Genomic DNA, 25,973 nt, shown 5'->3' with positions numbered 1-25,973 from the left:
ATGCAAAATAGGGTATAATATTCCGCAAAGGAGAAATAAAAATGGTTGTTACTTTAATTGTTTTGGCTTACTTAGCTTATAAAGCCTATACAGGCTATAAAACCGGTTTTACCAGATATATTATTGGTTTAATTTGTTCCGCTATTGTCTTTATGGTCGCAATTTTTATGCAAAATCCGTTTGGCAATTGGCTTTACACCCAAGTTACAGGAGAAATGATTCGAAGCAATTCAACAACTAATGTTGAATTAATGATTGCACGTTTTGCTGCATTCTTCATTATCTTCTTCGTTGGTAAGATGATCATGAAAATATTTAAGGGCTGGATTCCTGCTAAAAATCCACATGCCACTAATCTTGGCAGCCTTTTAGACAATGTCTTAGGAGCTTTGGCATCCCTAGTAGCCAGTTACTTCGTAGTCTACGTTGTCTTGTCCATGTTCAATGCATTGCAAAATCCATGGTTCATGCAACAAACAATAGATTCTAGCTTCTTACGCTTCATTATCTACAGTACACCTGGACTTTCTAACGGCGTCTTCAACAGTATCTTCAACATCGGTAAGACCGTTGGTTAAACAAAATAGGACTAAACAAACAATTTGCTTAGTCCTATTTTTTATTGATTAAAATTATCATATTCAACATGTTCATCATTATAAACAAAAATTGCCCCAACACGGTCAGGATCACCATGCCAGCCTTTTAGCGGATGACCTGCAAAGAATAATCTCTTGCATTCAATTTCTGCTTCCACGGATGTTTTGGTAAAAGTAGTTACGCCTGCCAAATCCGTTTTTACAGGATAACCAGTTCTAGGATCGATTAAATGATGATACTTATGTCCATTAACTACTAAGTAACGCTCATACGTACCACTAGTCACAGCTGAACATTCTCCTACCATTACAGAGGTAATATTGTCGCCGCGAGGCTCTTTAGGATCTTGAATCCCAATCACCCATTTACCATTGTCTCGCTTAGGTGAATCGCCTACCAGAAGGATATTACCACCTAAATTAATAATCCCTGCTTCAACACCATATGCTAGCCATAAATCACGAATGCGGTCGGCGATCCAGCCCTTGGCAATACCACCAAGATCCAGTTCCATCCCCTTCATTTGAAGAAAAACAGTTTGATCTTGATCATTTAATTCCACCTTAAAAGGATTCGTCAGTAACATCTTATCTTTGATTTCTTCATCTTTTGGAACATGGGCACCTTTAAAACCAATGTGCCACAATTTTACTACTGGTCCAATTAAGGCATTAAAGCCAAAATTCTCTCTGCTTTTTTCTACGGCTAACTTCACTAGGCTGTAGACTGCACTTGAAACTTGAACAGGATGCTCACCTGAGGCATGGTTAATATCCATTACTTCAGATTGATCACGATTAACAGTAAAAATATCTTCATAATGATCAATTAAATCAAAAGATTTTTTCAACAGGCTTCGATCCTGTGTCCCAAATATTTGCAAAGTAATCGATGTACCTAAAGCATGGTGATGCCCTACTACTTGTTCTAATGCTAAATCTTTAATCATTTTAATTCCTAGTTTTCTAAATACAATTCACGTAATCTATCACGCAATTCCGACGTTACGCCAATTTTTTCTTTAAGATAATTATCGATACTACCGAAGTCTTTTTCAATTGCAATTAATGCAGTATCTAAAAATGCATCGGATACGGAACCTAAAATACGCATATTAGCACGGAAGCATAAATTTTCTCCTTCTTCTTGCATCTTTTTATCCCGTAAAGCACGATAGTCATTTAGCATATAATTTGAATATAAATAATCCTGCCTAATAGTTTCCATATCAACACCCAATAGGTAAAGAACAACTACGGTAACAATACCTGTTCTATCTTTACCTTCAGAGCAATGATACAACACTGCACCATCTTCAGTATTGGCTAAAACTTCTAAAATTTTATGAATACTATTTTGAGCGTGTTCTTTTAATACATGTGAACGATAGCGATCACACATCATTTTAAAGCCAGCATATTGGTCATGACGATAAATTTCAAATGTCTTAGCAAGGTCTTTTTTGCCTCCTTGCGTATTATCATCAGTCGAAATAGATAAATCAATGTGTTCTACGCCCGGAATTTTACTATCAGGCATCTTATGACACTCTAATGGCGAACGTAAATCAATGATTTTGGTCAAACCATAATCAAGCAAGAATTGCTGATCATGCAGCGTTATATTACTGATCTTCCCCGTTCTCAGTAAACGATGCATTTTTACTCTACGTCCATGATCACCAATATAGCCGCCCAAATCACGCGGATTACGAACTTGCTCTAGTGACAAAACAACTGGATTCACCATTTAATTCACCCCATTACATTTTTTGAGAAAAAACCGGATAGTTTTCTATCCGGTAATTTTACTATTGAGTTAGATAACTGGCAAAATTATTTATTTGCTTGTTCTACAAACTTAATGAAATTGTCCATCATTACATCTAATTGCTTGATGTAATCTTCATTTGAAAGATCACCAGTAGTTTTATCGAAGTTTCTTGCAGCGCCACCAATTAAGATTTCATTGCCTGGTAATACGTTGGCACTCATATCAGGTGAAAGCAAAATTTCTCGTGCATCTTCTTGAGCACGACTTGAACCTTGAATGCCGTATGATGTACCAACAACTGCTGCTGGCTTCATCTTCATTACGTCAGGGCCAGCATGTGAGCCAAGCCATTCAAGTGCACTCTTAAGAGCTGCAGGAATAGCATGATCATATTCAGGTGTTGTCAAGATTACGCCATCTGCATTCTTAATATCTTCAATCCAATTCTTGGTAGCTTCATCAGGTTCATCCGTTCTAGAGAAAGGCTTAATTTGATCAATTTCTTTAACTTCAAAATCAGCCTTATCTGCATAACGCTTAGCAATAAATTTTGCTAAAAAACGATTATATGAAAATGGAGCATTTGTACCAACGACTACTAATAATTTCATTTAAATAAGCCCCCTACTTAGTAAGTTGTGCATACCAATCATCTACTTCATCAAAGAAGTGATTCAAAAACTTAAGCGTACCTGGTTCGGTTAAATTGCCCTCTTCGTCAAATTGTTGTGGTGCAATTCCCATCATAAATTCATCGCCGTTAAATACGTGAGCACTAAAACCAGGAGCAGCCAAAATACTCTTTAAACGAGTTTGAGAACGAGCACCACCTTGAGGCATTGGTGAAGTTGAAACAATCACAACTGGCTTGTCATGGAAAGGATGAACTGAACTAGAAAGCCATTCAAGTGCACTCTTTAAAGCACTTGTAACTGAGTGTTGTTGCTCAGGAGAACCGATTAAGATCATGTCAGCCTCTCCTACTTTTTCGCCTAAATCTAAAATTTCTTTAGGAGCTTCAACACCTTCTTTAAACATTGGTAAGCCCTTAACAGTTGCAAAGTCGAAGTCGTATTTATAATCTAAATTTTTGATAATAACTTTGAGTAATTTTTCGTTAAATGAGTTATCTGCATTTGAACCAGATAAAGCGAGTACCTTCATAAAAACCACCTTTCGAAAATTCCTTTACTATATATAATTATAACTTAATGGCCACAAAAATAGCTGAATTTTAACAGCAAAAAAAGACACTCCACAATTGTGAAGCGTCTTTTTTCATTAAAAAGCACAGATGATTGATGAAATATTATGCTAAGTTATCCTTCAGAGATGCTTCGTCATCTGCAGCAAACATAGGATTTTCCTCAGTTTCGCTAAGACGATCGTTAAGCATTGCATCATGGATTTGAGCATTCAAAACATTAATAATTTGATTTTGGTTGAAACTTGCAATTTCGTTAACAACTAATGCAGCCATACCGGTAGTTGAAATCCAGTTAGCAATTACAATGTCATTAATCTTGTCTTTATCATATCCAGTATCAGGATATTGTTCATTAAACTTTTCAATTCCAAGATCCATCAAAGTATCAGCAATAATCTTGCTACCGAATTTACCATCAACAAACATTGCACGGAACAAGTTAACATGCTTTTGTGCAAAATCAATGTATGATAAATCCAAGTCGATTAAAGGCTCACCAGTAAACTTTTGTTGTAAAGTGTGAGTTCTTAAATCTGAAGAAATTTTCTTCAATACTTGATTACGAAGATCTCCCATATTATCGAATTCTAGATATAAAGGTTGGGTTGAAAAATGTCCTGCCTTAGCAATACTACGAGCAGTTAATCCTTCAATTCCACCTTTAATAGCCATCTTATAAGCGGTATCTAAAATCTTATCTTTGCTTATTTCTTTTTTTCTTGCCATTTTAATACACCTCAATCATTTGTTAAACATGTGCTTTTCAATACGCTTGTTATTTTTATCTTCATGTACATCATATATCCAATAAATAACAAATGCAAGCCTAAGCAATACATTTTTGTCATTTTTATAATCGCTTGAATAGCGATGATCCGTTGTCTCCAGTAAATTGATCATAATGTGATGACACCATTTCAATAACTGCTTGCTTATCTAATCCTTGTGCAGCACAAAATGAAAAGAAAGCTGCAGAAAGAATATAGCCCCGCTCACGATCGTCAGTCAGATTATCTGAAAATTTCATATTAATAGTATGATCTGCATAATCTGTCGTTAGCTCGATTGATTTATCTTCTGGTCCTTCGCTCATGTTAAGATCTCCTTTTTTTACATATTTTTAATATAATATAAAAATTAATACAATTACATTATAATTATGTTACAAATGCGATTTAGAAAGCGTGATTTTTTATGAATAATGTAATCGGACGTTCATCGTGTACTTCTATTCTTATTGGTAAGAAGGCTTCTCTCACAGGAAGCGTAATTATTGGTCGTAATGAAGATGCTAAAACCGCTTGGCCCAAACATCTTGCATTTAATCCGCATCAAGATAATGTAAAAAATAACCATTTCAAATCAAAAGATAACAAATTTGAAATGGATTTACCTGAAACTATTTTTTCATATTCTTCAACACCAGAATGGACAGACAAGTATGGCGTCTTTGAAGAAGATGGTATCAATGAACATCATGTAGCAATGAGTGCTACTGAAAGTGCATATGCCAATGAACGAGTATTAGCAGTTGATCCTTTTGATACAGAAAAAGGTATTTTAGAAGAAGCCATGGTAACCGTTGTTTTGCCATACGTTAAAACAGCCCGCGAAGGCGTACAACGTTTAGGTGAAATCGTCGAAAAGCATGGTGCTGCTGAAGCAGACGGTATTTTATTCAGTGACCCAGATGAAGCATGGTATATGGAAATCGGTTCAGGCCATCACTGGGTTGCTCAAAGAATTCCTGACGACTCTTACGCAGTAGTTGCTAACCAATTGGCAATCCAAGCTGTCGTCTTCGATGGTAATGATTTTATGTATTCAAAAGATCTAAAAGACTTTGTTTACCAAAATCAATTATGGCCTAAAGATGCCGTCTTTAACTGGCGTGAAATCTTTGGCACACATGACGATAGCGACTTGCATTACAACACACCTCGTGTCTGGATTGGGCAAAAATTATTAACTCCATCTGTCGAGCAAGAACCACAAGATTTTGACTTGCCATTTATTAGAAAACCGGACAAGCCAATTTCTATTCAAGACGCACAAGCCGTATTGAGCAATCATTACCAAAATACGCCTTATGATTTAACTAATCCTAAGAACAAGAATAATGCGACATTTAGACCTATTTCTGTTGCTACTACCCAAGAGTCTCACTTATTAGAATTAAACGGTGAAAACATGATTCATTGGTTAGCAATGGGTATAGCTGCACAAAGCGTTTATGTTCCATTTTACCCACAAGGAACTAAGGTCCCTACTATGTATAAATATGGCAAGGAAACTTACAGCACTAACTCTGCTTACTGGGTATTTAAACTGGCAAGCACCTTAGCTGACCGCGATTGGAATAAATATGGAACAGACTTAAGCAATGCCCAAGACGAAGCTAGAGAAAAGACTACCCGTCTGCGTTACGAATATGATCAAAAATTAGCTAAAGAAAGTGATCCAGCTAAGAGAATTGACCTTGTTAATGAAGCTAACGAAAAGATGGCTAAAACTGCTACGGATATTTTCAAAGAATTGTCTGCTAAATTAATCACCAAGCAAACTGGCGATTCACCTCTTCGCTTCAAGATGGATCCTAACTTATAGTTCATAACAAAAATACCTAGTTCAAAATTTTGAACTAGGTATTTTTTACTTCTTTTGACTCATCTTACCATCCATCATTTCATAAATATGATCCGCATATTTTTCAAGACGAGGGTCGTGCGTCACAATTAAAATTGCTTTTTCACGTTCTTTAGCCAGCTTCTTAAATAACTTACCAACTTCTTCTACATTTTGCGTATCTAAAGATGCCGTTGGTTCATCTGCTAGCAAAATCGCTGGGTTAGCATAAAGCGCCCGCGCAATTGCCACACGCTGCTGCTGACCACCTGACAATTCATTAGGATATTTTTTAACTAATTTAGTAATACCCAAATCCTCAAGCAATTTATCCAAATCTTCTTTAGACAAATTATCTCCCTTTTTAACTTTATCGACCAAAACAAATTGATCATGAACAGTTAAATACGGAACCAAATTATAGGCTTGTAAAATAAAACCTATTTCATTTAAACGCAAACTATTTCTTTTTTTATCAGAGAACTTGCTAATATCTTCTCCGTTAACGATAACTTGGCCTGAAGTTGGCTTCTGCAGTGAACCGGCAATAGTTAAAAACGTACTCTTACCGGCACCGGAAGGTCCCATAATCAAAACCAATTCGCTCTTATCAGCTTCAAAATTAATATCTTTTAAAGCTTCAACTTGCGCATCGCCTTTACCATAAATCTTTTCTACATCTTTTAACTCAATTACTGCCATTTTATTCACCAATTGCCTTTGCAGGATCAACCTTTAAAATTGATCTAATCGGAATCAAACTACCAATAATACCCATTACAAGCATCCCTAGCGTACCAGCAATCATAATAGTTGTGGTAAAGCTCATAGGCACCGCAGCGGGTAAAACAGCGGCTGTGACCCACATCAATATTAAGGCGATAATCACTCCCACAACGACCAAAATAATTGATTGACTAACTGTTGCACCAACTAGTGTCTTGCTTGGAATTCCCTGTGCTCTCATTACAGCCAAATTATGCATTTTTTGCATCGTCAAAATGTATAGGAAAACTGCAATGATAATTAGAGAAATGACAAATAAGAATCCAATCATTAACCCAAAGGTCATATTTTGTGCAGTATAACCTGGCAATTTATTAATAAATGTGGCAATCGGATATGTTTTTGCATCTTTATAGTTGTATTTATAATTAGCATTTTTGGAAACAATCGCTGCAGCAGCTACATTTGGTGCAACCATCCGCAGTTTTCTCCATGTAGCAAAAGAGCCATAGATAATTGGGGCAATGTTGATCTTGGCATTATTAACGAAGCCCACAATCTTATACTTTCTAGCTGAACCATTCAAACTAATCTTATCGCCTAAACGATAGCCTTTATCCCTTAAGCTTGAATCTACGGTAATTTCTGTTTTACCTTTTCCTCGTTTACCAGCTACTAAGTCCTGGTCTTTGTAAATAAATTGGTCTTTCTTAATCCCTAAAAATTGCGCAGAAACAGATGGCCGATTTTTAGATTTAACTACTACCGCCACTTGACCAATATATGCTTCATTTTTACCAATATCATCGTCTTTTAAATCTTTTTTAGTCAAAATAGATTGACCCAAACTAATATTGGAATTTTTATTTAAAACAATTTTCTTAGCATTCCAACTATCGATTGCCTGTGTATTTTCACTCGCTAATCCCACGGCTAATGAAGACAACATAAAAATCAAATAACTGATTAAAAAGATCATTAAAATGATTAAGCCATAGCGCAACTTTTCATGTTTAATTTCTTTTAGTGCTAAAAACAATTATTTCATCCCCTTTGCAATCATGTATAAACTCTTCTTGTAACGAGCAAGGTTCTTCTCTTGATTTTCTGGGTCTGACAAGCAAAGATTGATTACTTCATGACTTAAAACCATTGCACTCCATAATTGTGGACTCATATTTAATAATTGTCTTGAATAAATCTTGAAGTTATCCGGAATTAAATATTCATTTTGCGACATGTGCAACTTCATCATTGGTTCATATTTACTGTTTTGAGTCTTATCAATAAATTTAATAACTCGATCATAAAAATGATCAGGATCAAATTTTTCATCAGGACTCATATTAGCGTGAATAGTATCGATCGCAATATGATACATATAAACATAAGCATCTGTTAAATCATCGAAATACTTATAGAATGCACCACGTGCAATGTCTGCCTTTTTGACAATATGAGAAACTTTAGCATCTGCTAAAGGATATGTACTAAACTCTTCTAACAAAGCCTTTTCGATTCGTTCGCGTTTAGCGGAAGGTAAATTTTTAAATGTTGCTTTAACCATTTTTATCCTCTCTTTCAACACACTGACGTTTTGTCACCAATCAACTATTATACTATTCTTTTGTGACGTATTGTCAATGAATATACATAAAAAAAGCTGCTTGCTTTTTTACTAAGCAAGTAGCCGATTGTAGAAGATCATTCGTGCAATATTTTTCTTAACGCTAAATTTTGCTAGGGCACAATTATCCATCGTATCAATTTTATCCATATCGCCATTAGTTAAGTAGTGCGCCGCCATCATTCGAATCAAACGACCATGAGCTACTACTAGCACCTTTTTATCAGGATACTTTTGGTACATTTCATCTAAAAAGTCACCGCAACGCTTGTCAAAAGCTTCGTAGCTTTCACCATTCTTGGCATATCTTACATAGTTGCGATTAACCTTTCCCCAAGGATCAACAATATCAGGATATTCCTTAACGATATCATCCATCTTCTTGCCATCCCAGTCACCAAAGTCAAATTCAAGCAAACGATCATCAAGATTGATCTTTTTCTTATCTTTAGTAAAAATTTTAGCGGTCTCGACTGCTCGCTTCATTGGACTAGAATATACTACGTCAAACTCATCTTCATCGAAGTTAGCTGCTGCTTTTTTAGCATAAGCGCGGCCATAATCATTTAATTCCGCATCAACATGCGCGCCTTGAAGACGATTATCCTTATTAACATCTGTTTGACCATGACGAATAAAAACTATTTCCATCATTAATACCTCGCATGACTTAATCAATGAATTAATTTTACGCGTAATTACGCAATCTTTCCAATTTCTTAATTTCTTTTCTACTAATTTTCCTATAAAAAAGTTTACAATAATAGTAGACCAATTTAGAAAGAAGAATGTTTATGTCCCGCATTACGATTGAAAGAGACGGTTTAACTCTCGTAGGTGACCGTGAAGAACCATTTGGTGAAATCTATGACATGGCTATTTTAATGCATGGTTTCACTGCTAATAGAAATACAGATTTATTAAGACAAATTGCCGATGATTTACGCGATGAAAATGTAGCTAGCGTTCGTTTTGATTTTAATGGTCACGGCGAAAGCGATGGTAAATTTGAAGATATGACTGTCTGCAACGAAATCGCCGACGGTAAGGCGATCTTGGACTATGTCCGCACCGATCCACACGTTCGAGACATCTTCTTAGTGGGACATTCTCAAGGTGGCGTAGTGGCATCAATGCTTGCAGGTCTTTATCCTGATGTTGTAAAAAAAGTAGTCCTCTTAGCTCCTGCAGCTCAATTAAAAGACGACGCATTAAAGGGTAACACTCAAGGTGCAACTTATGATCCAAATCATATTCCTGAAGTTGTGCCATTAGTAGGCAATAAATTAGGGATGAAGCTTGGCGGCTTTTACTTAAGAACTGCACAAGTTTTACCAATTTATGAAGTATCTCAACGTTTCACTAGACCAGTTTCCGTAATTGCCGGTACTAATGACCAAGTCGTTGATCCAAAATATGCTAAAAAACACGATGAAGTTTATGAAAACAGCGAATTACATATGATCCCTGATGCTGATCATAGATTTAGCGGTGAATACAAAGACATGGCAGCTGATTTAACTGCGCAATTTTTAAAGCCTGCGTTTTAACGACGTTTAAAATCAAAGTTAGTTCTAAAGACATAATGATCTGATGAACTAACTTCGGGCACAAATTGGAATTCAAAATCATGAAAATCTCGCAACTCTGCGGGATTTTTTATTTGGTTTTCGGCAATGAAGCGCACCATTTCACCGCGTGCCATCTTGGCATGAACACCTACAGTTTTCCATTGATCATTTTTTAATTCTTGAAAATCAATGGTAATCATTTTTCGATTTTCGTTTAAATACGGCTTAACCAACCGCATATATTGCTTGGAAGCTAGATTAATGACTGTGTCATCATCTTTAAACAGACTTTCAGCAATAGCATCACCCCAGAAATGGTACAAGCTATAATCAATAAAACCTTTCATCTTGGTATTAAGTTCTAAACGATATGGGCAAACACCATCAAAAGGTCTAAGCATCCCGTAAAAGCCGGATAAAATACGCAAATTTTTTTGAATATAATCAAGCGCTGGCTGAGTAAACAAATCCGGCGCCATATATTGGTATTGAATGCCTGAAAAAGCCAAAATAGCAGGCGTTAATCGTTCATCCAAATTCATATTCTTTAGCTGCTCGATACTCTGCTCTGTCACCTTTTTACTAGCATGCCATAACTCAGTTAATTGGTCTTCAGAACGCGATTTTAAAAATTTCTCCAGTACTTTAGTCTTATCCAAAAATTCAGGTTTAGACTCAACTAGAAAAGAATCACGATCAATTTTCATAATTTTTGCGGGTGCAATAATAATTTTCATTTTTAGATTTCACTTCTTTAGGTTAAACTTAACTAGTAATTAATAAGGAGGAAAAATGATGAATCCTGATTTTGCAATTGTCTTAACTTTTAAAATAAACGGAAATGCGGATGCGGACTTTTTAGTCAAAACTGCTAGAAACATTGGTGCACGTGCCGTGATAACCAATGCTCAAAAAGACGATTTTAAAGAAGCTTGCAGCAAATACACTATTTTTCTAGCTGACGAAGCAGACGGTGTCGATTTAAACAGTGATGATGTAATTGACACTATTGTTACTAATCGTCAAAATGGCAAAAATACTATCATTAACATCCCTGTAACCGACGGTAAATTTGACGATACTACTCAAAAGTTGCTTGATACCATTAATTCTTGGATGCACTTATTTGGTCATGCTTTAAATGAAGGCAAAAGTAGCACTCTTGAAAGCAACAATGGTTTTATTTTAGAGAATCGGCACGCAGATTACCAAAAATATGTTTTTGTAAAACGACCACTCCCTGAAAAAATTGAGGTTACCGGTTTAACTCAAGAACCTAACCGCGTTGAATGGATCGATCACAGAACTGATCTTGATTTTACTTTTAAAGACGGTAAATTGACCATCAATCTTACTGAACCAGAAAGTGATTTAGCTTGGCAAGTTTTGCGTATCCAAGCACATCGTCCAGAAGACGACATCATTCACACTGAATTCTAACAAAAACCCTTCTCGCAATGAGAAGGTTTTTTAGTTAATCTTCGATCCATTATCATAGAATTTTCTAAAGCGATGAGCTTCTTTGTCTAAAGTGATCTCATCGTTTACTTGAGATAATTTATAGCCCACAAAATACGGAGGAGCCTCAAAACGGGTAATATATTTAGCACAAACACCACCATCTTCGCGTGGATAGAAGAACAAATTGTATGAATCACATCTGCCATTGTACATGATATTAAGCAAGTATTTAGCACCGCTCTGAATCCAATCTGCCCATAGGTCAATACTATCCTTAGTTAAAAGATTAATATTTAATTCTGTATATCCTTGTACGGGGTGTTCGGCAATATTGACTTCTACCCCATTTTCATCAAAAAGCGTTTCACCTTCAAAATTATTAGGGTGAATATATTTATAACCATCTTCATGCTCAAAGCCCACAATCTGCATGTGTGGGTGAATCAAAGAACCGCCCGAATGCGGACCATAGTTTTTATACCAAACAACGGTCTGATAATCTTTATTAGCCGCCATTTTTTCAAAACATGCAAGGCTAAACCGCATCAATTTACGATTATGCTCTTTAGTATAAATACTAATATCACCATGGTGATCGCTTGATTCAATTAATACGGTCTGATTAGTATCACGCAGAGTAGGATATTTATTTTTCAGCCAAATCATGTCATCTTCTTTTTGATAAATATCAGTTAAATTAGCTACATCACAAAATGGACAAACCTTCTTCTTTTTGTCCTTACGGTAAGACTGCGGCTTATCTTTTGCAATATTCATTTGAAAAACAAGTGGATCATTATTCATATTTTCCCTCAAAGTCTGTTAAAATTAATAACGTATATTATTCTGAAAGTATTATATAGTAACTTTACTAGGATAAAAATAGTTGCTATACTGTTTCAAAGCAAACACTTATTCGAAAATCTAATGAGATGGGTATTTGATAAAATGCAATCTAGAACGGAACTTAGAAAACATAATAATCGAAATAATCTCTATTTAATAATTATCGGCGTAATTGTCATAATTGCAATTATTGGTGGTGTAATTTTTTACAATAAGAAGGTAGAAAGCGAACAACGTGAGCGTGCCTTTGCTTCTACTCACTTCAATCCTAATGTTACAATCTATGGCGTTAAGGTCGGCAAATTAACAGTTAATAAAGCTACAGCGAAGATTAACGAAAAAGCTGATAATGTCATCTTTTTAAGAAATAAAAAAATAGTTTCTGAAAGGGATGCAAATATTCAAACTGTTGATAAGCAAACTGTTAAAGAATATTTTGACAAGCAACATACAGATTTGATTAATAATCAAAAATATACTTATAACTCTACAGCTCTAAGCGAAGCAAAAGAAAAACTGAAGAAGATGCAAAGCGCTTCTGTAACTTATAATATCGCTGGTAAAAAATACACCTTAAAAGCTGAAGACTTAATTAGTGAAGTTACTTATAAGGATGGTAAGTATAAGTTCACTGATGTCAAAAACTTAACTAACAAACTTCATGACATCAATAAAGAAGTCCAAACGTTGAAAAAGAGCTATAAATTTATGGTACCTGTAGGCAATAAGGCTAAAGGCAAAACGGTCACCGTAACTAACGAAAGCTATGGTTGGGGCGTTTATGTAAAGAAAGCCCAAGCTGCTATAGAAAAGGCATTTATCGATGGTACTACAGAACTTGATGGCAGCAAGTACATTTATGGCGATGGCTACAGTACTTATGCTCATGGTTATGGCAAGAGCAACAACGGTATCGGGAATAATTATGTTGTCGTTTCGATTAAAAACCAAGAATTATGGGTCGTTCGCAAAGGACGCGTTGTTGTTCATTTAAACGATGTAGTTACTGGTACTTTAGAGGGTGGAAAAGGCAACCAAACTCCAAAGGGTGTTTGGTACATCATGTATAAAGAGTCACCTAGCGTTTTACGCGGTTTCAATGACGACGGCTCCAAATACGCATCTAAAGTTCAATACTGGATGCCATTTACTTTAAGCGGCTGTGGTTTGCACGACGCTAGCTGGAGAAATGATTGGAGTAAGACTGCATACCTTCAAGGCGGCTCACATGGATGTGTTAACATTCGTCCTGCTGAAATTAGAAGCGTATGGAACAATGTTTCTACTAATGATGCCGTAATTGTTTACTAAGAAAATAAAAATAATGCTATTCAAATTTGAATGGCATTATTTTTTTGCGTAAAATTAGACATAAAGATATAGATTTTTGAGAGGTTTTTATGTTAATAATCGGAATCATTTGCTTAGTTATGGCGGCAATTTCATATTTAAGATGTTTAAGTATTAAGAACAATAACACGAAAAAAGATAATACTAAAACTAATGAAGCTAAATGGCAACGTAGTTTGGCAATTATTTTCTTAATCTTTGGTATTTTACTAGTAGTTTATAGCATCTATTTACGTAGATTTTAAAAATGACGTGAGATTATTCCCACGTCATTTTTCATATTCTAATGTACGCCTTCCATTAAGACGTTAATCTTCTTAATTAAAACAAACATAATAATCCCGAATACTACACTGACTACACCAACAGCCATGAAGTATGGCACTTCTGTTTTAGTTGAATAAAACTTAACGATTTGGGCATTAATTGCTTGTCCTGTCGCATCGGCCATAAACCACATACTCATCATCTGTGAGCGGAATGCATTTGGAGCAAGTTTGGTTGTAATTGACAAGCCAATTGGTGAAATCAACATTTCGGCAATTTCAACGATAAACCATGAACCTACAAGCCAGAATGGACTTACTCTACCACTTGTACCAAAGAGCATACCTGGAAGAGCCATCCACATGTATGAAAGCCCAGCAAAGACAAGACCTGCCGCAAATTTCCCCGGTGCAGTTGGCTGCTTCTTCCAGTGTTCCCATAGCCATACAAATACTGGTGTCAAAATCATGATAAATAATGGGTTAAGAGATTGGAAGTTAGCCGCAGTAAAGTGCCAACCGCCGATATGTAAAACAGTTCTTTGTTCCGCAAATAATGCTAAAACAACTGAACCTGATTCTTCTATTCCCCAGAAAATAGCTGCGGCGAAGAATAATGGAATATATGCCTTAACTCTCGAACGTTCAATCTTAGTAACCTTTGAACTGCGAAGCATCATTACGAAGTAGTAAATTGGCAATGCAATAGCCAAGATAGTTAATAAGGTAATTACATTATCAACATTTAATTGTCCTACTCCAGCCATAACGGCTAAAACTGCAGCAATTGCAACGATAATAATGACACCCCACTTGATTACGTTAAGCAAATCGCCTTTATCAATAGGATCATTAGGTGTCAAACTTTCAGTTGATAGATATTTCTTTCCGCCAAGTACATATTGTACTAAACCAAAGAACATACCAACTGCAGCTAATGAAAATCCTGCATGGAAGTTCAACTGGCTACCAAAGATATGGAAGCCAAAACCTTCAGCTGCCCATGGAACAAGCCATGGAGCGATGAAGGAACCTAAGTTAATTCCGAAAACAAAAATACTAAAGCCGGCGTCACGACGGCGATCTTCAACAGAATAAAGACCACCAACCATATCAGACACATTTGGCTTTAACAATCCAGTTCCCACAACAATTAAAGCGATCGAACTGTATAACGCCGCTACACCAGCTGGCAAAGCTAAAACGATGTGTCCCAACATAATAAGCACACCGCCGTAAAAGACTGTTTTTCTAGAGCCCCATACTCTGTCAGAAAGCCAGCCTCCGACTAACGTTGATAAATAAACAAGCGAACCATAGATTGACATGATTGAAGCAGCAGTAGTTTGAGACATTCCCAAACCACCTTTGGTAACTGCGTAGTACATGTAGAACAATAAGATAGCCCGCATGCCGTAGTAACTGAAACGCTCCCACATCTCAGTAAAGAATAAAGTGGACAAGCCCTTTGGCTGTCCAAAGAATGCTGTATTTGAATCTCGTTTACCCAAAGAAAAACTCCCTTCTTATCTAAGGTAAGCAATAAAAATAATTATACCACGAAAAATAAGGACCTATCCTATTTACAGATAGATCCTTATTTCTTTACAAAAAAAGCGGTCATACGACCGCCCACGCTTTGCATGACTAAAGTCACGTTTAGCATACTCTTTTTCTCATTTGTGTTCTTCTGCATGAATTGCATTTAGTTCTTCATGAACACTTACAATTATATTACCTAATCAATTGCCTTAGCAACTGCATCATTAACAGCATCTTTTTCAGCTTCGATCAAGTTAACCTTACTTTCGATAACCTTAACATCCATCTTAATTTCACGACTAAGAAGTGGAACATTAATCTTTGGTTCAAAGAATTCCTTGAATTCCTTAAGTCTTACTGGAGTGTGGAAGACACCTGTAGTAACAGTGATAAATGTAGCAAATTCCATGTCACCACCAACAGTCTTGTCAAGCCAATCCCAGTCTTCTCTGATCCAGTCCCAAGCTGCTTGTTGACCATGATGGTTAGCAAGTAAACCACGGTACCAACCACGTAAGTCTTGTGGCTTAACTACGTCAGCATTTTCAAAGTCGCCAACAATAGTCTTGATAGCTGCAGGATCTTTGGTGCTGGTTACAGCGCTGCGTAAGTCAACCTTGTATGATGGATCAGCTGTTCTTTGGTATTCCTTGATTAACTTATCAACTAATTCAGCATTGCCAAAGTTCTTTACTTCGTTAATCAAAACGTATGGACGAACATCTGCATTCAATGCTTCTAAGTTATCTTCATTTTCAGTAAAGATTTGGTGAGCTGCCTTAATTGAGTCTGCATTTTCAGCGTAAAGGCTGGCACTCAATTCGTATGGACGAATTTGAACATCTTCATCGCTTTCGCCTGGCTTTACTTCCCAGCCTAAACGTGCAACTTGATCCTTTGATAAGAGGTCGTAAAGTTTCTTCAAGTTCTTTTCTTCATCTGATTCTGGTTCAACGAATTGACGAAGCTTAGCTGCAGTAGTGTAAAGTGCGTTAATTACCAAACTTGACTTAGAATCAGCAAATTTAACCAAAAGTGGAACAATTGAAGCGTAAGAAATTTGCTTACCTTCTGCCAAGAGACGTAAGTCTTGGAGCAATTGCAACTTGTCAATTGGGTCCAATTCATTAACATCTGCCAAGATATCATCAAGCAAAGTCTTATCATACTTAACGATGAAGTGTGAGTTGTTGCCAACATTAAGTCTAAGTGGGTGCCCTGCTTCTTCACGAAGTACCTTATAGTTGCCTAAGTCGATTTCCTTTTCAGACATAATCTTAGGTGCGTCAAAGTTAGCATTCAATGGAATTTGCCATTGTCTACCCTTGTCTTCACCTTCACCGATAAAGAATTGCTTTTGAGTAAGCTTCAAGTGACCGTCTTCATCAACAAAGGCATTAACTACTGGGTAACCTGGTTGCTTAAGCCATGAGTGCATGATCTTACCAATATCAAGATCAGTTGCAGTTGAAAGTGCATCCCAAAGATCATCACCAGTAGCATTGCCAAACTTGTGATGGTCGAAGTAGTACTTAAGACCCTTGCGAAGTGCGTCGTCACCAAGAAGTGAACGAACCATGACTAACATTCTTGAACCCTTAGCGTAAACGATGGCACCGTCAAAGACTGAGTCAATATCTGCTGGGTCATTAATTTCCATTTGAATTGGTTGAACACCATCAGTAGCATCTCTGTTCAATGCAGATGCAGCTTCACTAGTTTGGAACATTTCCCAGATGTGCCAGTCAGGTTCCAAACCATCAACTGATAAGTATTCCATCATGTTGGCAAAACTTTCGTTAAGCCATAAGTTGTCCCACCACTTCATGGTTACTAAGTCACCGAACCATTGGTGAGCTAATTCGTGGGTAATAACTGTAGCAACTAACTTCTTCATTTCTAAGCTAGTGTTGTCTGGATCAAGGAGTAAGTAAGCTTCACGGTAAGTTACAAGACCCCAGTTTTCCATGGCACCAGCTGAGAAGTCTGGTAATGCAAGTTGTAATGATTGTGGAAGTGGGTATTTAGTTTGGTAGAAGTCTTCGTAAAATTCAATTGCGCGCTTAGCAATATCCAGGCCAAAGTCCAATTCCTTAGGTTTGTGAGCCTTAGTTGCGTAAACACCAATCAAAACGCCATCCTTAGTGTGAGTAGTCTTTGATTGTAAGTCACCAAAGGCAAATGCGACAAGGTAGCTTGACATACGAACAGTTTCTTCAAAATGGTGGTAGCCATCTTGGTCAACTTCAACTTCTGGCATGTTGGCAAGTGCAACTTCACCATCTTCTTCATCCCACTTAAGGGCAAGGGTGAAGGTAGCCTTAGCTTCTGGTTCATCAACACATGGAAATGCTTGACGAGCAAAAGTAGTTTCAAATTGCGTACCGATAATTTGCTTCTTCTTGCCTTCTAATTCGTAGTATGAAGGGTAAATACCCATCATAGTGTCGGTAAGTGGTGCGCTATAAGCAATTTCGATTACGGCTCTGCCAGTTACGCCAGTTTCAATCTTGATTGCTTCGTCTTTTTCAACTACTTCAAAATCAACGTCCTTGCCACCAACCTTAACGCTGTCGATGGTCATAAACTTTTGATTAATGAATACTGGGTTTTCAATTACATCACCAGTAATCGTTGAAGTACCATTAATAGTCTTATTCTTACGGTTTACGTTAATGCGTAAATCGTAATGTTCTGGGTGGAAAATTTCATAAAAACGTTTAACTGCCATTTATTTTGCCTCCTATTAGCATAATTCACTCTAAATTTTACCAAAATATCAGTAAAAACGCTTAAAAAAGGCAATTTCTTCCTGATTGTAAGAGTGACGTTTTCGTTTTGTAACATTGCTGTCATATAGACCTTGTAATATATAAGCATAGTCATTAAGAAATATATAAATTTTTTAAAAATAAGTTTTAATAAGGAATGAATGAGATCAATGAGTAAACAAGTTAAATCTACTTTAGTTAAAATTTTTGCTGCATTAGCACTTGCCTTTGCATGTGTTGCAGTTGCACAAACTTTCGCTAACGATTCTACTAGCCAAAATGTTCAAGCTGCTAAGAAGAAAATGTCTAAAAAAGAAAAAGCAGCTAAGAGATGGATCGCAATGCGTGAATCAGGCGGTAGCTACACTGCTAGAAACGGTTCATGTTACGGTAAGTACCAATTAAGCATCGGCTACTTACACGGTGACTTATCACCAAAGAACCAAGAACGTACTGCTGATAGATACGTTTACGGTCGTTACGGTTCATGGGTTAACGCTAAGAGATTTTGGTTAGCACATAACTGGTACTAAAATTAATTTATTCCTTAATTTCCAAAAAAGCAGCCTAGTCAAGTTGACTAAGCTGTTTTTTCTTTATTGATTAATTGCCGGCCTTTTTTTAGTTTTTTGCTTGTTCCTCCTTCTTTCTTAAACATATGTTCGACAATGATCGCTTTGTTTGGAATCAAATGCTGGCTATGATGAATGAGCGCTATCAGAATAATAAGGATTTGCCTTTCTTGGGTAAATTTAAGCTGAATTATCTGCTTAAGCCGCTTAAAAAAGAATATCCTTTTTTGAAAAACAGCGATTCTTCAAGCTTGCAAGTAGTTAATGAATTTCTAACTCAGTCTTGGAAGAACTTCTTTCAAGATAAAAGTGGTCAAATTGACAAGCCTCGTTTTCATTCACGCAAGTATCTGAAAAGGTCTTATACTGGTAAATCGACTATCAGAATTGCAGGTAAAAGATATTTAAAGATTCCTAAATTAGGCTGTGTCAAAACCAGCAAGACTGGAGTTTTGCAAGATGTTAAGATTAAGCGCTACACTGTTCTGCTTGAACCAACAGGAAAATATTATTTGTCTCTACAGGTAGAAATATCTGAACCAGAGAAGTACAGCTTAACTGACAAACAAGTTGGAATTGATGTTGGCGTAGCTGATTTAGCAATTCTATCTAATGGTTTAAAGTACTCTAGTTTTGCCAGTTCTTATTTTGAAAAGAAAGCTAGAATTTGGCAGAAAAAGTATTCTCGACGTAGACATTTAGCTAAATTACTAGTTTTACAAGATAAGAATAAAAGGGTACTTTGTCCTAGAAGCTTAGAGAGTTTCACTAATTGGCAAAAAGCACAAAACTCAAAAGCCGGATGCCAAGCAAAAATAGCTAATCAGCGCAGAGATTACCTGCATAAATTAACTACGCATTTAGTTAAGCAATATGATGTAATTGCAATTGAAGATTTGAAAACCAAGAATCTTCAGAAAAATCATCACTTAGCCAAATCAATTGCCAATGCTTCATGGCAAATGTTTAGACAAATGCTGGAGTATAAGTGTGAATGGTATGGGAAAAAGCTAGTTGCAGTTGATCCTAAGAATACTTCCAGAATTTGTTCAAAATGTGGCTATAACAGTGGTGCTAAGCCATTAGAGATTCGTGAATGGACCTGTTCTAAGTGTCAAACTAAGCATGACCGAGATATTAATGCGGCAGTTAATATCTTGCATAAAGCAAAGCTAAATGGTCAGGGACTGGCCACGGTAACAAGCTGAGTTCCGTGAGTTAGGTATTTGAATAATTCAATGTAAGATCCTAAACACTACTCAGTGTTCCCAGAAATCCGGCACTTCAGTGCCGGTGTAGTTCATTCAAAATGATCTTGTTTAATTACCCGGTAGGTTGCAATTATTAATACCAGGATCGAGCAAGCCATTCCTACGTAGGCCATCGTCCCAATGTGAACAGCATTATTAGCCGCTTTTCTTGCCAGTTGGTTTTCCATAGCATAACCAACTACCCATTTACGCATTAAAACAGGAGTTAAGATAAAACTAAATGTGGTAATCAATGAAGTAATCAAAGTCACATTTCTAGAATATGGTTCTTTAAAAAATTGTGCTAATACACAAAAAGCTGGAGCAATCATCAAAAGCATGATCCACATAATAATCCAGCGACCAGAACTACTATTCATCATTTGCGCACTATTTGTGGCATAACGGTATGAACTCCAGAGCTGACCACCAGTGACTGTATTTAGTAAACTCAAAAAGTATGATCCTTGTTGACCATAATAGCCACCATTATTAGACAATGCTCCTTGAATAATTTGGAAACTATCGGTTGACCCTGCCGATGAAAAGTCGACAGTTACCACTTGCTTCATATAGGTAGCTAAAAACATAGTAACTGAGCCACCTAATTCTAAAGCTCTCAGCATACTTAATTTTCTTGAAGCTTTTAGATGAAATTCAAGACTAAGTACTTGATGGGGATGATGACTGTGGCCGATGACGTATATTCCAACAATTACAACTGCCAATAAGATTAATAATCCCCACCATAATTTGATCATGGCAAGAAATAGTGCCAAGACAATAATTGCAACTGAAATATATGGTCGATCAGAAAAGATTGTCCAGAAATTGAGCTTTACGTGATTATAATTTTCACGTGAAAGATCGATTTTGGTATTAGCAGCAGGTTTAGGATTGCTAATTTTTTTACTTCTAAATTCTTCACGACTATTTACTCTACTTTTAGAATAATTGATTCGTGATCGATCAGCACCATCTTGTCCATGTTCCTTCTTCATACGATATTCTCGCCGCGACATGTGTGCCATAAAGATAACTCCCTTCTAGAACCATTATCGTAGCACATTATTTCATTAATAATCTTTTTATTATAAAAAATTGGAAAAATATTTAATTTTTTGTATGTGCTAAAATAAACATTAAAACTTATTCTTATTTTTGAAAGAGATGACACTTTGACTACTATTAAATCACGCAATCTGCCTGCAGGTTGGCATAAGGCTTTTTATACTCTGTGGTTAGGTTGCTTCATCACTGGGATGGGCTACTCAATGACTATGCCCTTTATCTCACTGTTTATTTCTGATTTAGGTAATTATTCTAAGCTGCAAATCAACTTATACTCTGGGCTGGCATTCGCTATGACCTTTATTGCCCAGGCAATAGTTTCTCCATACTGGGGCAGCTTGGCTGACCGTAAAGGAAGAAAACTAATGTGTATGCGTGCATCCGGCGTTATGGCAATTACTATTACCTTGACTGGTTTTGCACCAAATGCGATTTATATCGTTGTCATGCGCTTCATTCAAGGGTCATTTTCTGGTTATATCAACAACGCTACGGCATTGATGGCCAGCGAAACGCCGCACGAACGTAGTGGATGGGTAATGAGTCAGATGATGACCGCTGGTACTGCTGGCAACTTGGTTGGTCCATTATTAGGTGGTGCCCTTTCTAGTTTCTTTGGCAATATCTTTGGCGGTGCATGGGGCTATCGTATTCCGTTCTTTATTACCGGTGTCTTGATGTTCATCGTATTTTTAGGAACAACATTCCTAGTTCATGAAGACTTTACTCCAATTTCTCGCGAAAAGATGAAGCCAATGGGCGAAATCATGAAGAGTTTGCCAAGTGTTAAATTAATTATCGTTATGTTCATCACTACGATGTTGGTTCAATCTTCAACTATGTCAATTGATCCTATCGTTTCATTATACGTAAAATCAATGATTCCTCATGGTTCTGATGTTGCATTTGTTGCTGGTATCGTAGCAGCAACGCCAGGACTTGGTACTTTGCTTGCTGCATCTAAGATTGGCCATAAGATGGATGAAATTGGGCCGTTACGCGTTTTGCGTGTAGGTTTAGTCATCGGCTTCATTTTATTTGCACCAATGGCTTTAACTAATAATCCGTGGATGCTTGCCTTCTTACGTTTCTTATTAGGTATTGCCAGTGCGGGGATGTTGCCTGCAGCTCAAACTGTTTTAACTTTGAATACACCTAAGGAAAGTTTCGGTCGAATTTTTAGTTATAATCAGTCTTTCCAAGCAGTAGGTGCAGTACTTGGATCATTAATGGGTTCTGCCATTTCTGGTTTTTCAAACTATGCGACTGTTTTCTGGGTAACCGGATTTACTTTATTATTGAACTTTATTTTAATTTTGATCTTCGCATGGGGTATTTCTTATCGAAATAAATAAGTAATCGCTTTCACTGCTTTTACTTTTAATCCATAACTGAAACTTGAAAGCACTAAAACTAGCCGAATCCATATTGGATCTGGCTTTTTGTCTCTTAAATTAGTTTTTAAGCTGTCCGCAGCAGCTGCTTTTGCATGAAAACCGGCAATAACTTAATAAAGTTGTCTAATATTTGTTCCACTGTGGCGGAGATCTCTGCTTTTACTTCTTTAAGAGCGATAAGCAGGTAGACCAATGCCTCTTCAAAGGCTAAATCAGGCAGCGCTTCATAATTATTTGTATAAATAATTTAAATAATTTTTTGAGTGCCACGCACAAAGTCTTAATAAAAATAAGGCCTATCAGCGGCTAAACGTGCTTTCACTGATAGACCTTATTCATAAATATTTGGTAGATTGCAAATTTAATCCGAATTTTTGGACAAATTTGTCAGCATAACCTGATACGGTGTTTGTCAGTCGAGTATTTTAAGCGGTCGCTGGTTAATTTGGAGTAACGTCGTCGTTAAATCTTGGGCACTAATGTGCTCAAAACGAGTCCCTTTAGGATAAAAATAACGTAAATTCCGATTAAAGCGTTCATTACTACCACGTTCAGCTGGAGTATAAGCATGGCAGTAATAGGTCTTAATACCATATTGTGATTCAAGTGATACTAGCCCACTAAACTCAGTGCCACGGTCCACAATAAAGCTCCATTAAAAGTGGTTAGGAACTTAGTTAGTGCTTCATTATCTTCTGAAACATATAGCGCACCTTGTCCAGGCGGCTGTTTGGACGGCGGGGCTGGATGACTGGCTTGCCGACAGCGGCCTGATACCCTTTCAGTTCTGTAAGGCATACGCTCTGCCCGTTGGTGTAAGAGGCCAGATCAGTACGGTATGCCTGTATACAGCGGGCGGGAATCTCGCCAGTAAAGACAACTTCATCCTTTTTTACCTGGACCGTTTCGATGGTGGCACAGTATTTCGGTGCATCATGATAAGCCCTGGAAAGATATTCCCGGGGCGCATAGAGGGTGAAGGAGAGATAAGGTTCCAGCAGTTGCGTCCCTGATTCCTTCAATGCCTGTTCCAATACAATCGGGGCCAATGAGCGGAAGTCCGCCGGCGTGCTGACCGGACTGTAATAAAGCCCGTATTCAAAGCAAATCTTACAGTCCGTTACGTTCCAGCCGAACAAGCCCTGCTCCAGCCCGTAACGGATACCATCCCTGACAGCGTTTTGAAAACTCTGGTTCAAGTATCCCAGCGAAACCCGGCTCTCGTATTGTACACCGGAGCCAAGCGGGAGTGGTGTAACAGACAGTCCGATGGATGCCCAAAACGGGTTGGGCGGCACCTCGATATGGATGGTGTGGCTGGCTGCTTTGAGCGGCCGCTCCATATAAATGACGGTGGGTTCCTTTACCACTGTTTCAAGCTTGTATTTTTCCGACAGCAAAGCGGAAACAACCTCCAACTGCACCCGGCCCAAAAAAGAAAGAATGATCTCATGGGTGATGGAATCCACCTCGCAGCGCAAAAGCGGGTCAGTATCCGCAAGTTGCGTAAGAGCGTCCAGCAGCCGTTCTCTTTGCGCTGCCGTTTTCGGCGCAATCGACGTCCGCAGCATGGGGAGGGGGTCCTCACGCCACCTTTTACGAGGGAGCCGGGTTGGGTCCCCTAATACATCGTTTAACCTCACGCTGTCGCTGGGAAGGATAACAATTTCACCCGGATAAGCGGTGTCTGTCCGAACAATTTCCCCTTTGGATGGAATACGCATCTCTGTGATTTTCAGCTTTTCTCTCCCGGCCAGGGCCACCGTATCCCGCAGGCGCAGCGTTCCGCTGTATAGCCGTAGATAGACACGCCGCTGGCCGCAATCTGTATACTCCACCTTGAAAACGCTGCCGCATAGGGCGGCGCTCCCCTGTTCCCCAATCGGTTGGAACAGCCCTGTCACCGCATCCATCAACGGTTGAATGCCAAGGCCCTTTTTGGCGCTGCCATAATAGACCGGGAACAGGGAGGCGTCTTGAACCCGCCGCTGTTCCTCCCGCACAAGTTTTTCCCGGCTGATTGGTTCTCCTGCGATATACTTTTCCAATAATTTATCGTTATTTTCGATGACCGCATCCCATGCTTCTATGTCGGTATTTTCCTCCAGGACTATTTCCGGGGACAGCGACACCGTCTGCTTGATGATAATATCGGCGGAGAGCTTATCCCGAACAGACTGAACCACGCTCTGCAAATCAACGCCAGCCTGGTCGATCTTGTTGATAAAGATAACGGTGGGAATGTTCATTTTCCGCAGGGCATGGAACAGAATACGGGTCTGGGCCTGCACGCCATCTTTAGCGGAGATCACCAAGATGGCCCCATCTAAAACAGCCAAAGAGCGGTACACCTCCGCCAAAAAATCCATGTGGCCGGGCGTATCCACAATGTTGACTTTACATCTGTGCCACTGGAAGGAAGTGACTGCCGCTTGAATGGTAATCCCACGCTGCCGCTCCAAAAACATGGTGTCCGTACTCGTTGTCCCTTTTTCGACGCTCCCCGGTTCTGAAATGGCTCCGCTGGCATATAGCAGGCTCTCCGTCAAGGTCGTCTTTCCAGCGTCTACATGGGCAAGAATTCCAATATTGATTATTTTCATGTGATTGTCCTCCCTTTACTGCCCCGAAGGGCATAAAAATCCCCAGCAGTAAAATACTTTTACCACTGGGGATGATAATTTGCGGACATCCCCAAAAACAGCATACACCTGTTTGTGAGTGCTGTTTTTGGGGATATGTCAAAATTGATAAGGCAAAAGTATTCTTAAATTGGGTACAAAAAACTAAGCCCCTACAAAAGGGACTATCATAATCCTTTGTTCCCACTATTTGATTATAGTTTTATTTAAGAATACCTTGCCGCATATTTTTTACTCCTTTTCTGGAATTGAATTATTATATCACATCAGTTTTAGGAAAACAAGTATCTAAAAGAAATTTTTCTTCCCCTTATATGTAACAATCATACCGGCTTCCTAACGTTCAGAATGGTTTCTACTGTCTGCTGCGGTGTTTGGTTGGAATTGTCCAGCCAAAAGCCGATCCGTGGTGTTGTCTGCATTTTACTAAATACAAATTCAATGTATACAGAAAGAAATATATAAGGAGTGGGAGGGATTCCGCCGTAGTCGGCATTGTAGGAAAATCCAAAAGTTTAGATTTTCTCAAAATGCTTATCTTTTGGTCTTTGGTTCGGAATAGTGTAGTGCTGGCGGTCTATCTATTGTTTTCGGTTGCTTGCTTCTTTACCGTACATGAGCATTGATTGCTGTATTGTAGATCAATTAATACCAATAACAAAAGATTAATAATAGG

General features: G+C 37.9%; 25 protein-coding genes and 1 pseudogene. 9 read left to right on the top strand and 17 right to left on the bottom strand.

The window, feature by feature from the left end; translation table 11 throughout:
- Positions 1-41 precede the first annotated feature (41 nt).
- The gene (locus CP355_RS04215; protein WP_025005912.1) at positions 42-578 is read left to right on the top strand and encodes a CvpA family protein; all 537 of its coding nucleotides are present in this window, start codon (positions 42-44) and stop codon (positions 576-578) included.
- 41 nt (positions 579-619) lie between these two features.
- On the opposite strand, the gene CP355_RS04210 is transcribed toward CP355_RS04215, so the two are convergent.
- From CP355_RS04210 to CP355_RS04185, 6 genes are all read right to left on the bottom strand, one after another.
- Positions 620-1,549 (bottom strand): FAD:protein FMN transferase, encoded by a 930-nt coding sequence (locus tag CP355_RS04210; RefSeq protein WP_098043960.1) that lies wholly within the window; start codon positions 1,547-1,549, stop codon positions 620-622.
- An 8-nt stretch (positions 1,550-1,557) separates the two neighbouring features.
- Positions 1,558-2,349, bottom strand: a complete 792-nt coding sequence (locus CP355_RS04205; protein WP_098043959.1) for a tyrosine-protein phosphatase — start codon at positions 2,347-2,349, stop codon at positions 1,558-1,560.
- A gap of 86 nt (positions 2,350-2,435) precedes the next feature.
- Entirely contained in the window at positions 2,436-2,984 is a 549-nt protein-coding gene (locus CP355_RS04200; protein ID WP_025005914.1) for an NADPH-dependent FMN reductase, read from the bottom strand.
- A gap of 13 nt (positions 2,985-2,997) precedes the next feature.
- The gene (locus CP355_RS04195; protein ID WP_025005915.1) at positions 2,998-3,537 is read right to left on the bottom strand and encodes an NADPH-dependent FMN reductase; all 540 of its coding nucleotides are present in this window, start codon (positions 3,535-3,537) and stop codon (positions 2,998-3,000) included.
- Positions 3,538-3,682: 145 nt separating this feature from the next.
- Positions 3,683-4,306, bottom strand: coding sequence for a TetR/AcrR family transcriptional regulator (locus tag CP355_RS04190; protein ID WP_098043958.1), 624 nt, complete (start codon positions 4,304-4,306; stop codon positions 3,683-3,685).
- Positions 4,307-4,430: 124 nt separating this feature from the next.
- Positions 4,431-4,673 carry a hypothetical protein gene (locus tag CP355_RS04185; protein ID WP_087176204.1) on the bottom strand — a complete coding sequence of 81 codons (243 nt, stop codon included), beginning with the start codon at positions 4,671-4,673 and terminating at the stop codon, positions 4,431-4,433.
- A gap of 101 nt (positions 4,674-4,774) precedes the next feature.
- Here CP355_RS04185 and CP355_RS04180 point away from each other — a divergent pair, with 101 nt between their 5' ends.
- Positions 4,775-6,187, top strand: a complete 1,413-nt coding sequence (locus CP355_RS04180) for a C69 family dipeptidase (protein WP_087176203.1) — start codon at positions 4,775-4,777, stop codon at positions 6,185-6,187.
- 45 nt (positions 6,188-6,232) lie between these two features.
- Here the strand turns inward: CP355_RS04180 and CP355_RS04175 are convergent, their stop codons facing one another.
- From CP355_RS04175 to CP355_RS04160, 4 genes are all read right to left on the bottom strand, one after another.
- Entirely contained in the window at positions 6,233-6,907 is a 675-nt protein-coding gene (locus tag CP355_RS04175; protein WP_098043964.1) for an ABC transporter ATP-binding protein, read from the bottom strand.
- A gap of 1 nt (position 6,908) precedes the next feature.
- The gene (locus tag CP355_RS04170) at positions 6,909-7,970 is read right to left on the bottom strand and encodes an ABC transporter permease (protein WP_098043957.1); all 1,062 of its coding nucleotides are present in this window, start codon (positions 7,968-7,970) and stop codon (positions 6,909-6,911) included.
- On the bottom strand, positions 7,971-8,498 hold the full coding sequence (locus CP355_RS04165; protein ID WP_098043956.1) for a TetR/AcrR family transcriptional regulator: 528 nt from the start codon (positions 8,496-8,498) through the stop codon (positions 7,971-7,973).
- A 111-nt stretch (positions 8,499-8,609) separates the two neighbouring features.
- Positions 8,610-9,209 carry a histidine phosphatase family protein gene (locus tag CP355_RS04160; protein ID WP_098043955.1) on the bottom strand — a complete coding sequence of 200 codons (600 nt, stop codon included), beginning with the start codon at positions 9,207-9,209 and terminating at the stop codon, positions 8,610-8,612.
- A gap of 143 nt (positions 9,210-9,352) precedes the next feature.
- On the opposite strand from CP355_RS04160, the gene CP355_RS04155 reads away from it, so the two are divergent.
- A complete protein-coding gene (locus CP355_RS04155; protein ID WP_098043954.1) occupies positions 9,353-10,108 on the top strand; it encodes an alpha/beta hydrolase in 756 nt (251 codons plus the stop codon).
- Here the strand turns inward: CP355_RS04155 and yaaA are convergent.
- Entirely contained in the window at positions 10,105-10,866 is a 762-nt protein-coding gene (yaaA, locus tag CP355_RS04150; RefSeq protein WP_098036402.1) for a peroxide stress protein YaaA, read from the bottom strand. The two genes, CP355_RS04155 and yaaA, sit on opposite strands and share 4 nt — an antisense overlap.
- 58 nt (positions 10,867-10,924) lie before the next feature.
- Here yaaA and CP355_RS04145 point away from each other — a divergent pair, with 58 nt between their 5' ends.
- Entirely contained in the window at positions 10,925-11,569 is a 645-nt protein-coding gene (locus tag CP355_RS04145) for a hypothetical protein (protein ID WP_098043953.1), read from the top strand.
- A 30-nt stretch (positions 11,570-11,599) separates the two neighbouring features.
- Here CP355_RS04145 and CP355_RS04140 read toward each other — a convergent pair whose 3' ends face one another.
- The gene (locus tag CP355_RS04140; RefSeq protein ID WP_087176817.1) at positions 11,600-12,394 is read right to left on the bottom strand and encodes a DUF4931 domain-containing protein; all 795 of its coding nucleotides are present in this window, start codon (positions 12,392-12,394) and stop codon (positions 11,600-11,602) included.
- 144 nt (positions 12,395-12,538) lie between these two features.
- On the opposite strand from CP355_RS04140, the gene CP355_RS04135 reads away from it, so the two are divergent.
- The gene (locus tag CP355_RS04135) at positions 12,539-13,747 is read left to right on the top strand and encodes a L,D-transpeptidase family protein (protein ID WP_098043952.1); all 1,209 of its coding nucleotides are present in this window, start codon (positions 12,539-12,541) and stop codon (positions 13,745-13,747) included.
- An 89-nt stretch (positions 13,748-13,836) separates the two neighbouring features.
- Positions 13,837-14,031 (top strand): hypothetical protein, encoded by a 195-nt coding sequence (locus CP355_RS04130; RefSeq protein ID WP_025006416.1) that lies wholly within the window; start codon positions 13,837-13,839, stop codon positions 14,029-14,031.
- Between the two features lie 38 nt (positions 14,032-14,069).
- Here the strand turns inward: CP355_RS04130 and CP355_RS04125 are convergent, their stop codons facing one another.
- Together CP355_RS04125 and CP355_RS04120 are read right to left on the bottom strand one after the other, a co-directional pair.
- Positions 14,070-15,563 carry a peptide MFS transporter gene (locus CP355_RS04125; protein WP_098043951.1) on the bottom strand — a complete coding sequence of 498 codons (1,494 nt, stop codon included), beginning with the start codon at positions 15,561-15,563 and terminating at the stop codon, positions 14,070-14,072.
- 227 nt (positions 15,564-15,790) lie between these two features.
- Entirely contained in the window at positions 15,791-18,325 is a 2,535-nt protein-coding gene (locus CP355_RS04120; protein WP_098043950.1) for a M1 family metallopeptidase, read from the bottom strand.
- 210 nt (positions 18,326-18,535) lie between these two features.
- Between CP355_RS04120 and CP355_RS04115 the strand changes: the two genes are divergently transcribed.
- Positions 18,536-18,898, top strand: coding sequence for an aggregation promoting factor surface protein (locus tag CP355_RS04115; RefSeq protein ID WP_087236344.1), 363 nt, complete (start codon positions 18,536-18,538; stop codon positions 18,896-18,898).
- A gap of 125 nt (positions 18,899-19,023) precedes the next feature.
- Complete coding sequence (locus tag CP355_RS04110) at positions 19,024-20,145, top strand: RNA-guided endonuclease TnpB family protein (RefSeq protein WP_098043949.1); 1,122 nt, start codon at positions 19,024-19,026, stop codon at positions 20,143-20,145.
- Positions 20,146-20,237: 92 nt separating this feature from the next.
- Here CP355_RS04110 and CP355_RS04105 read toward each other — a convergent pair whose 3' ends face one another.
- The gene (locus CP355_RS04105; protein ID WP_098043948.1) at positions 20,238-21,218 is read right to left on the bottom strand and encodes a cytochrome C5; all 981 of its coding nucleotides are present in this window, start codon (positions 21,216-21,218) and stop codon (positions 20,238-20,240) included.
- 147 nt (positions 21,219-21,365) lie between these two features.
- Between CP355_RS04105 and CP355_RS04100 the strand changes: the two genes are divergently transcribed.
- Positions 21,366-22,613: an MFS transporter gene (locus CP355_RS04100; RefSeq protein ID WP_098043947.1), complete on the top strand. Its 1,248-nt coding sequence runs from the start codon at positions 21,366-21,368 to the stop codon at positions 22,611-22,613.
- 454 nt (positions 22,614-23,067) lie between these two features.
- Here CP355_RS04100 and CP355_RS04095 read toward each other — a convergent pair.
- Together CP355_RS04095 and tet(W) are read right to left on the bottom strand one after the other, a co-directional pair.
- Positions 23,068-23,345: pseudogene (locus tag CP355_RS04095) on the bottom strand (IS30 family transposase); the annotation flags it as partial.
- A complete protein-coding gene (gene tet(W), locus CP355_RS04090) occupies positions 23,333-25,258 on the bottom strand; it encodes a tetracycline resistance ribosomal protection protein Tet(W) (protein WP_098036734.1) in 1,926 nt (641 codons plus the stop codon). The pseudogene CP355_RS04095 and the gene tet(W), both read right to left, overlap by 13 nt.
- Positions 25,259-25,973: the final 715 nt, after the last annotated feature.

The organism is Lactobacillus sp. UMNPBX4, assembly GCF_002554115.1.
GTDB classification, from domain to species: Bacteria; Bacillota; Bacilli; order Lactobacillales; family Lactobacillaceae; genus Lactobacillus; species Lactobacillus gallinarum.
Note: the sequence above shows the minus strand (reverse complement) of the source record. Positions and strands in the feature narration are given on the sequence as shown.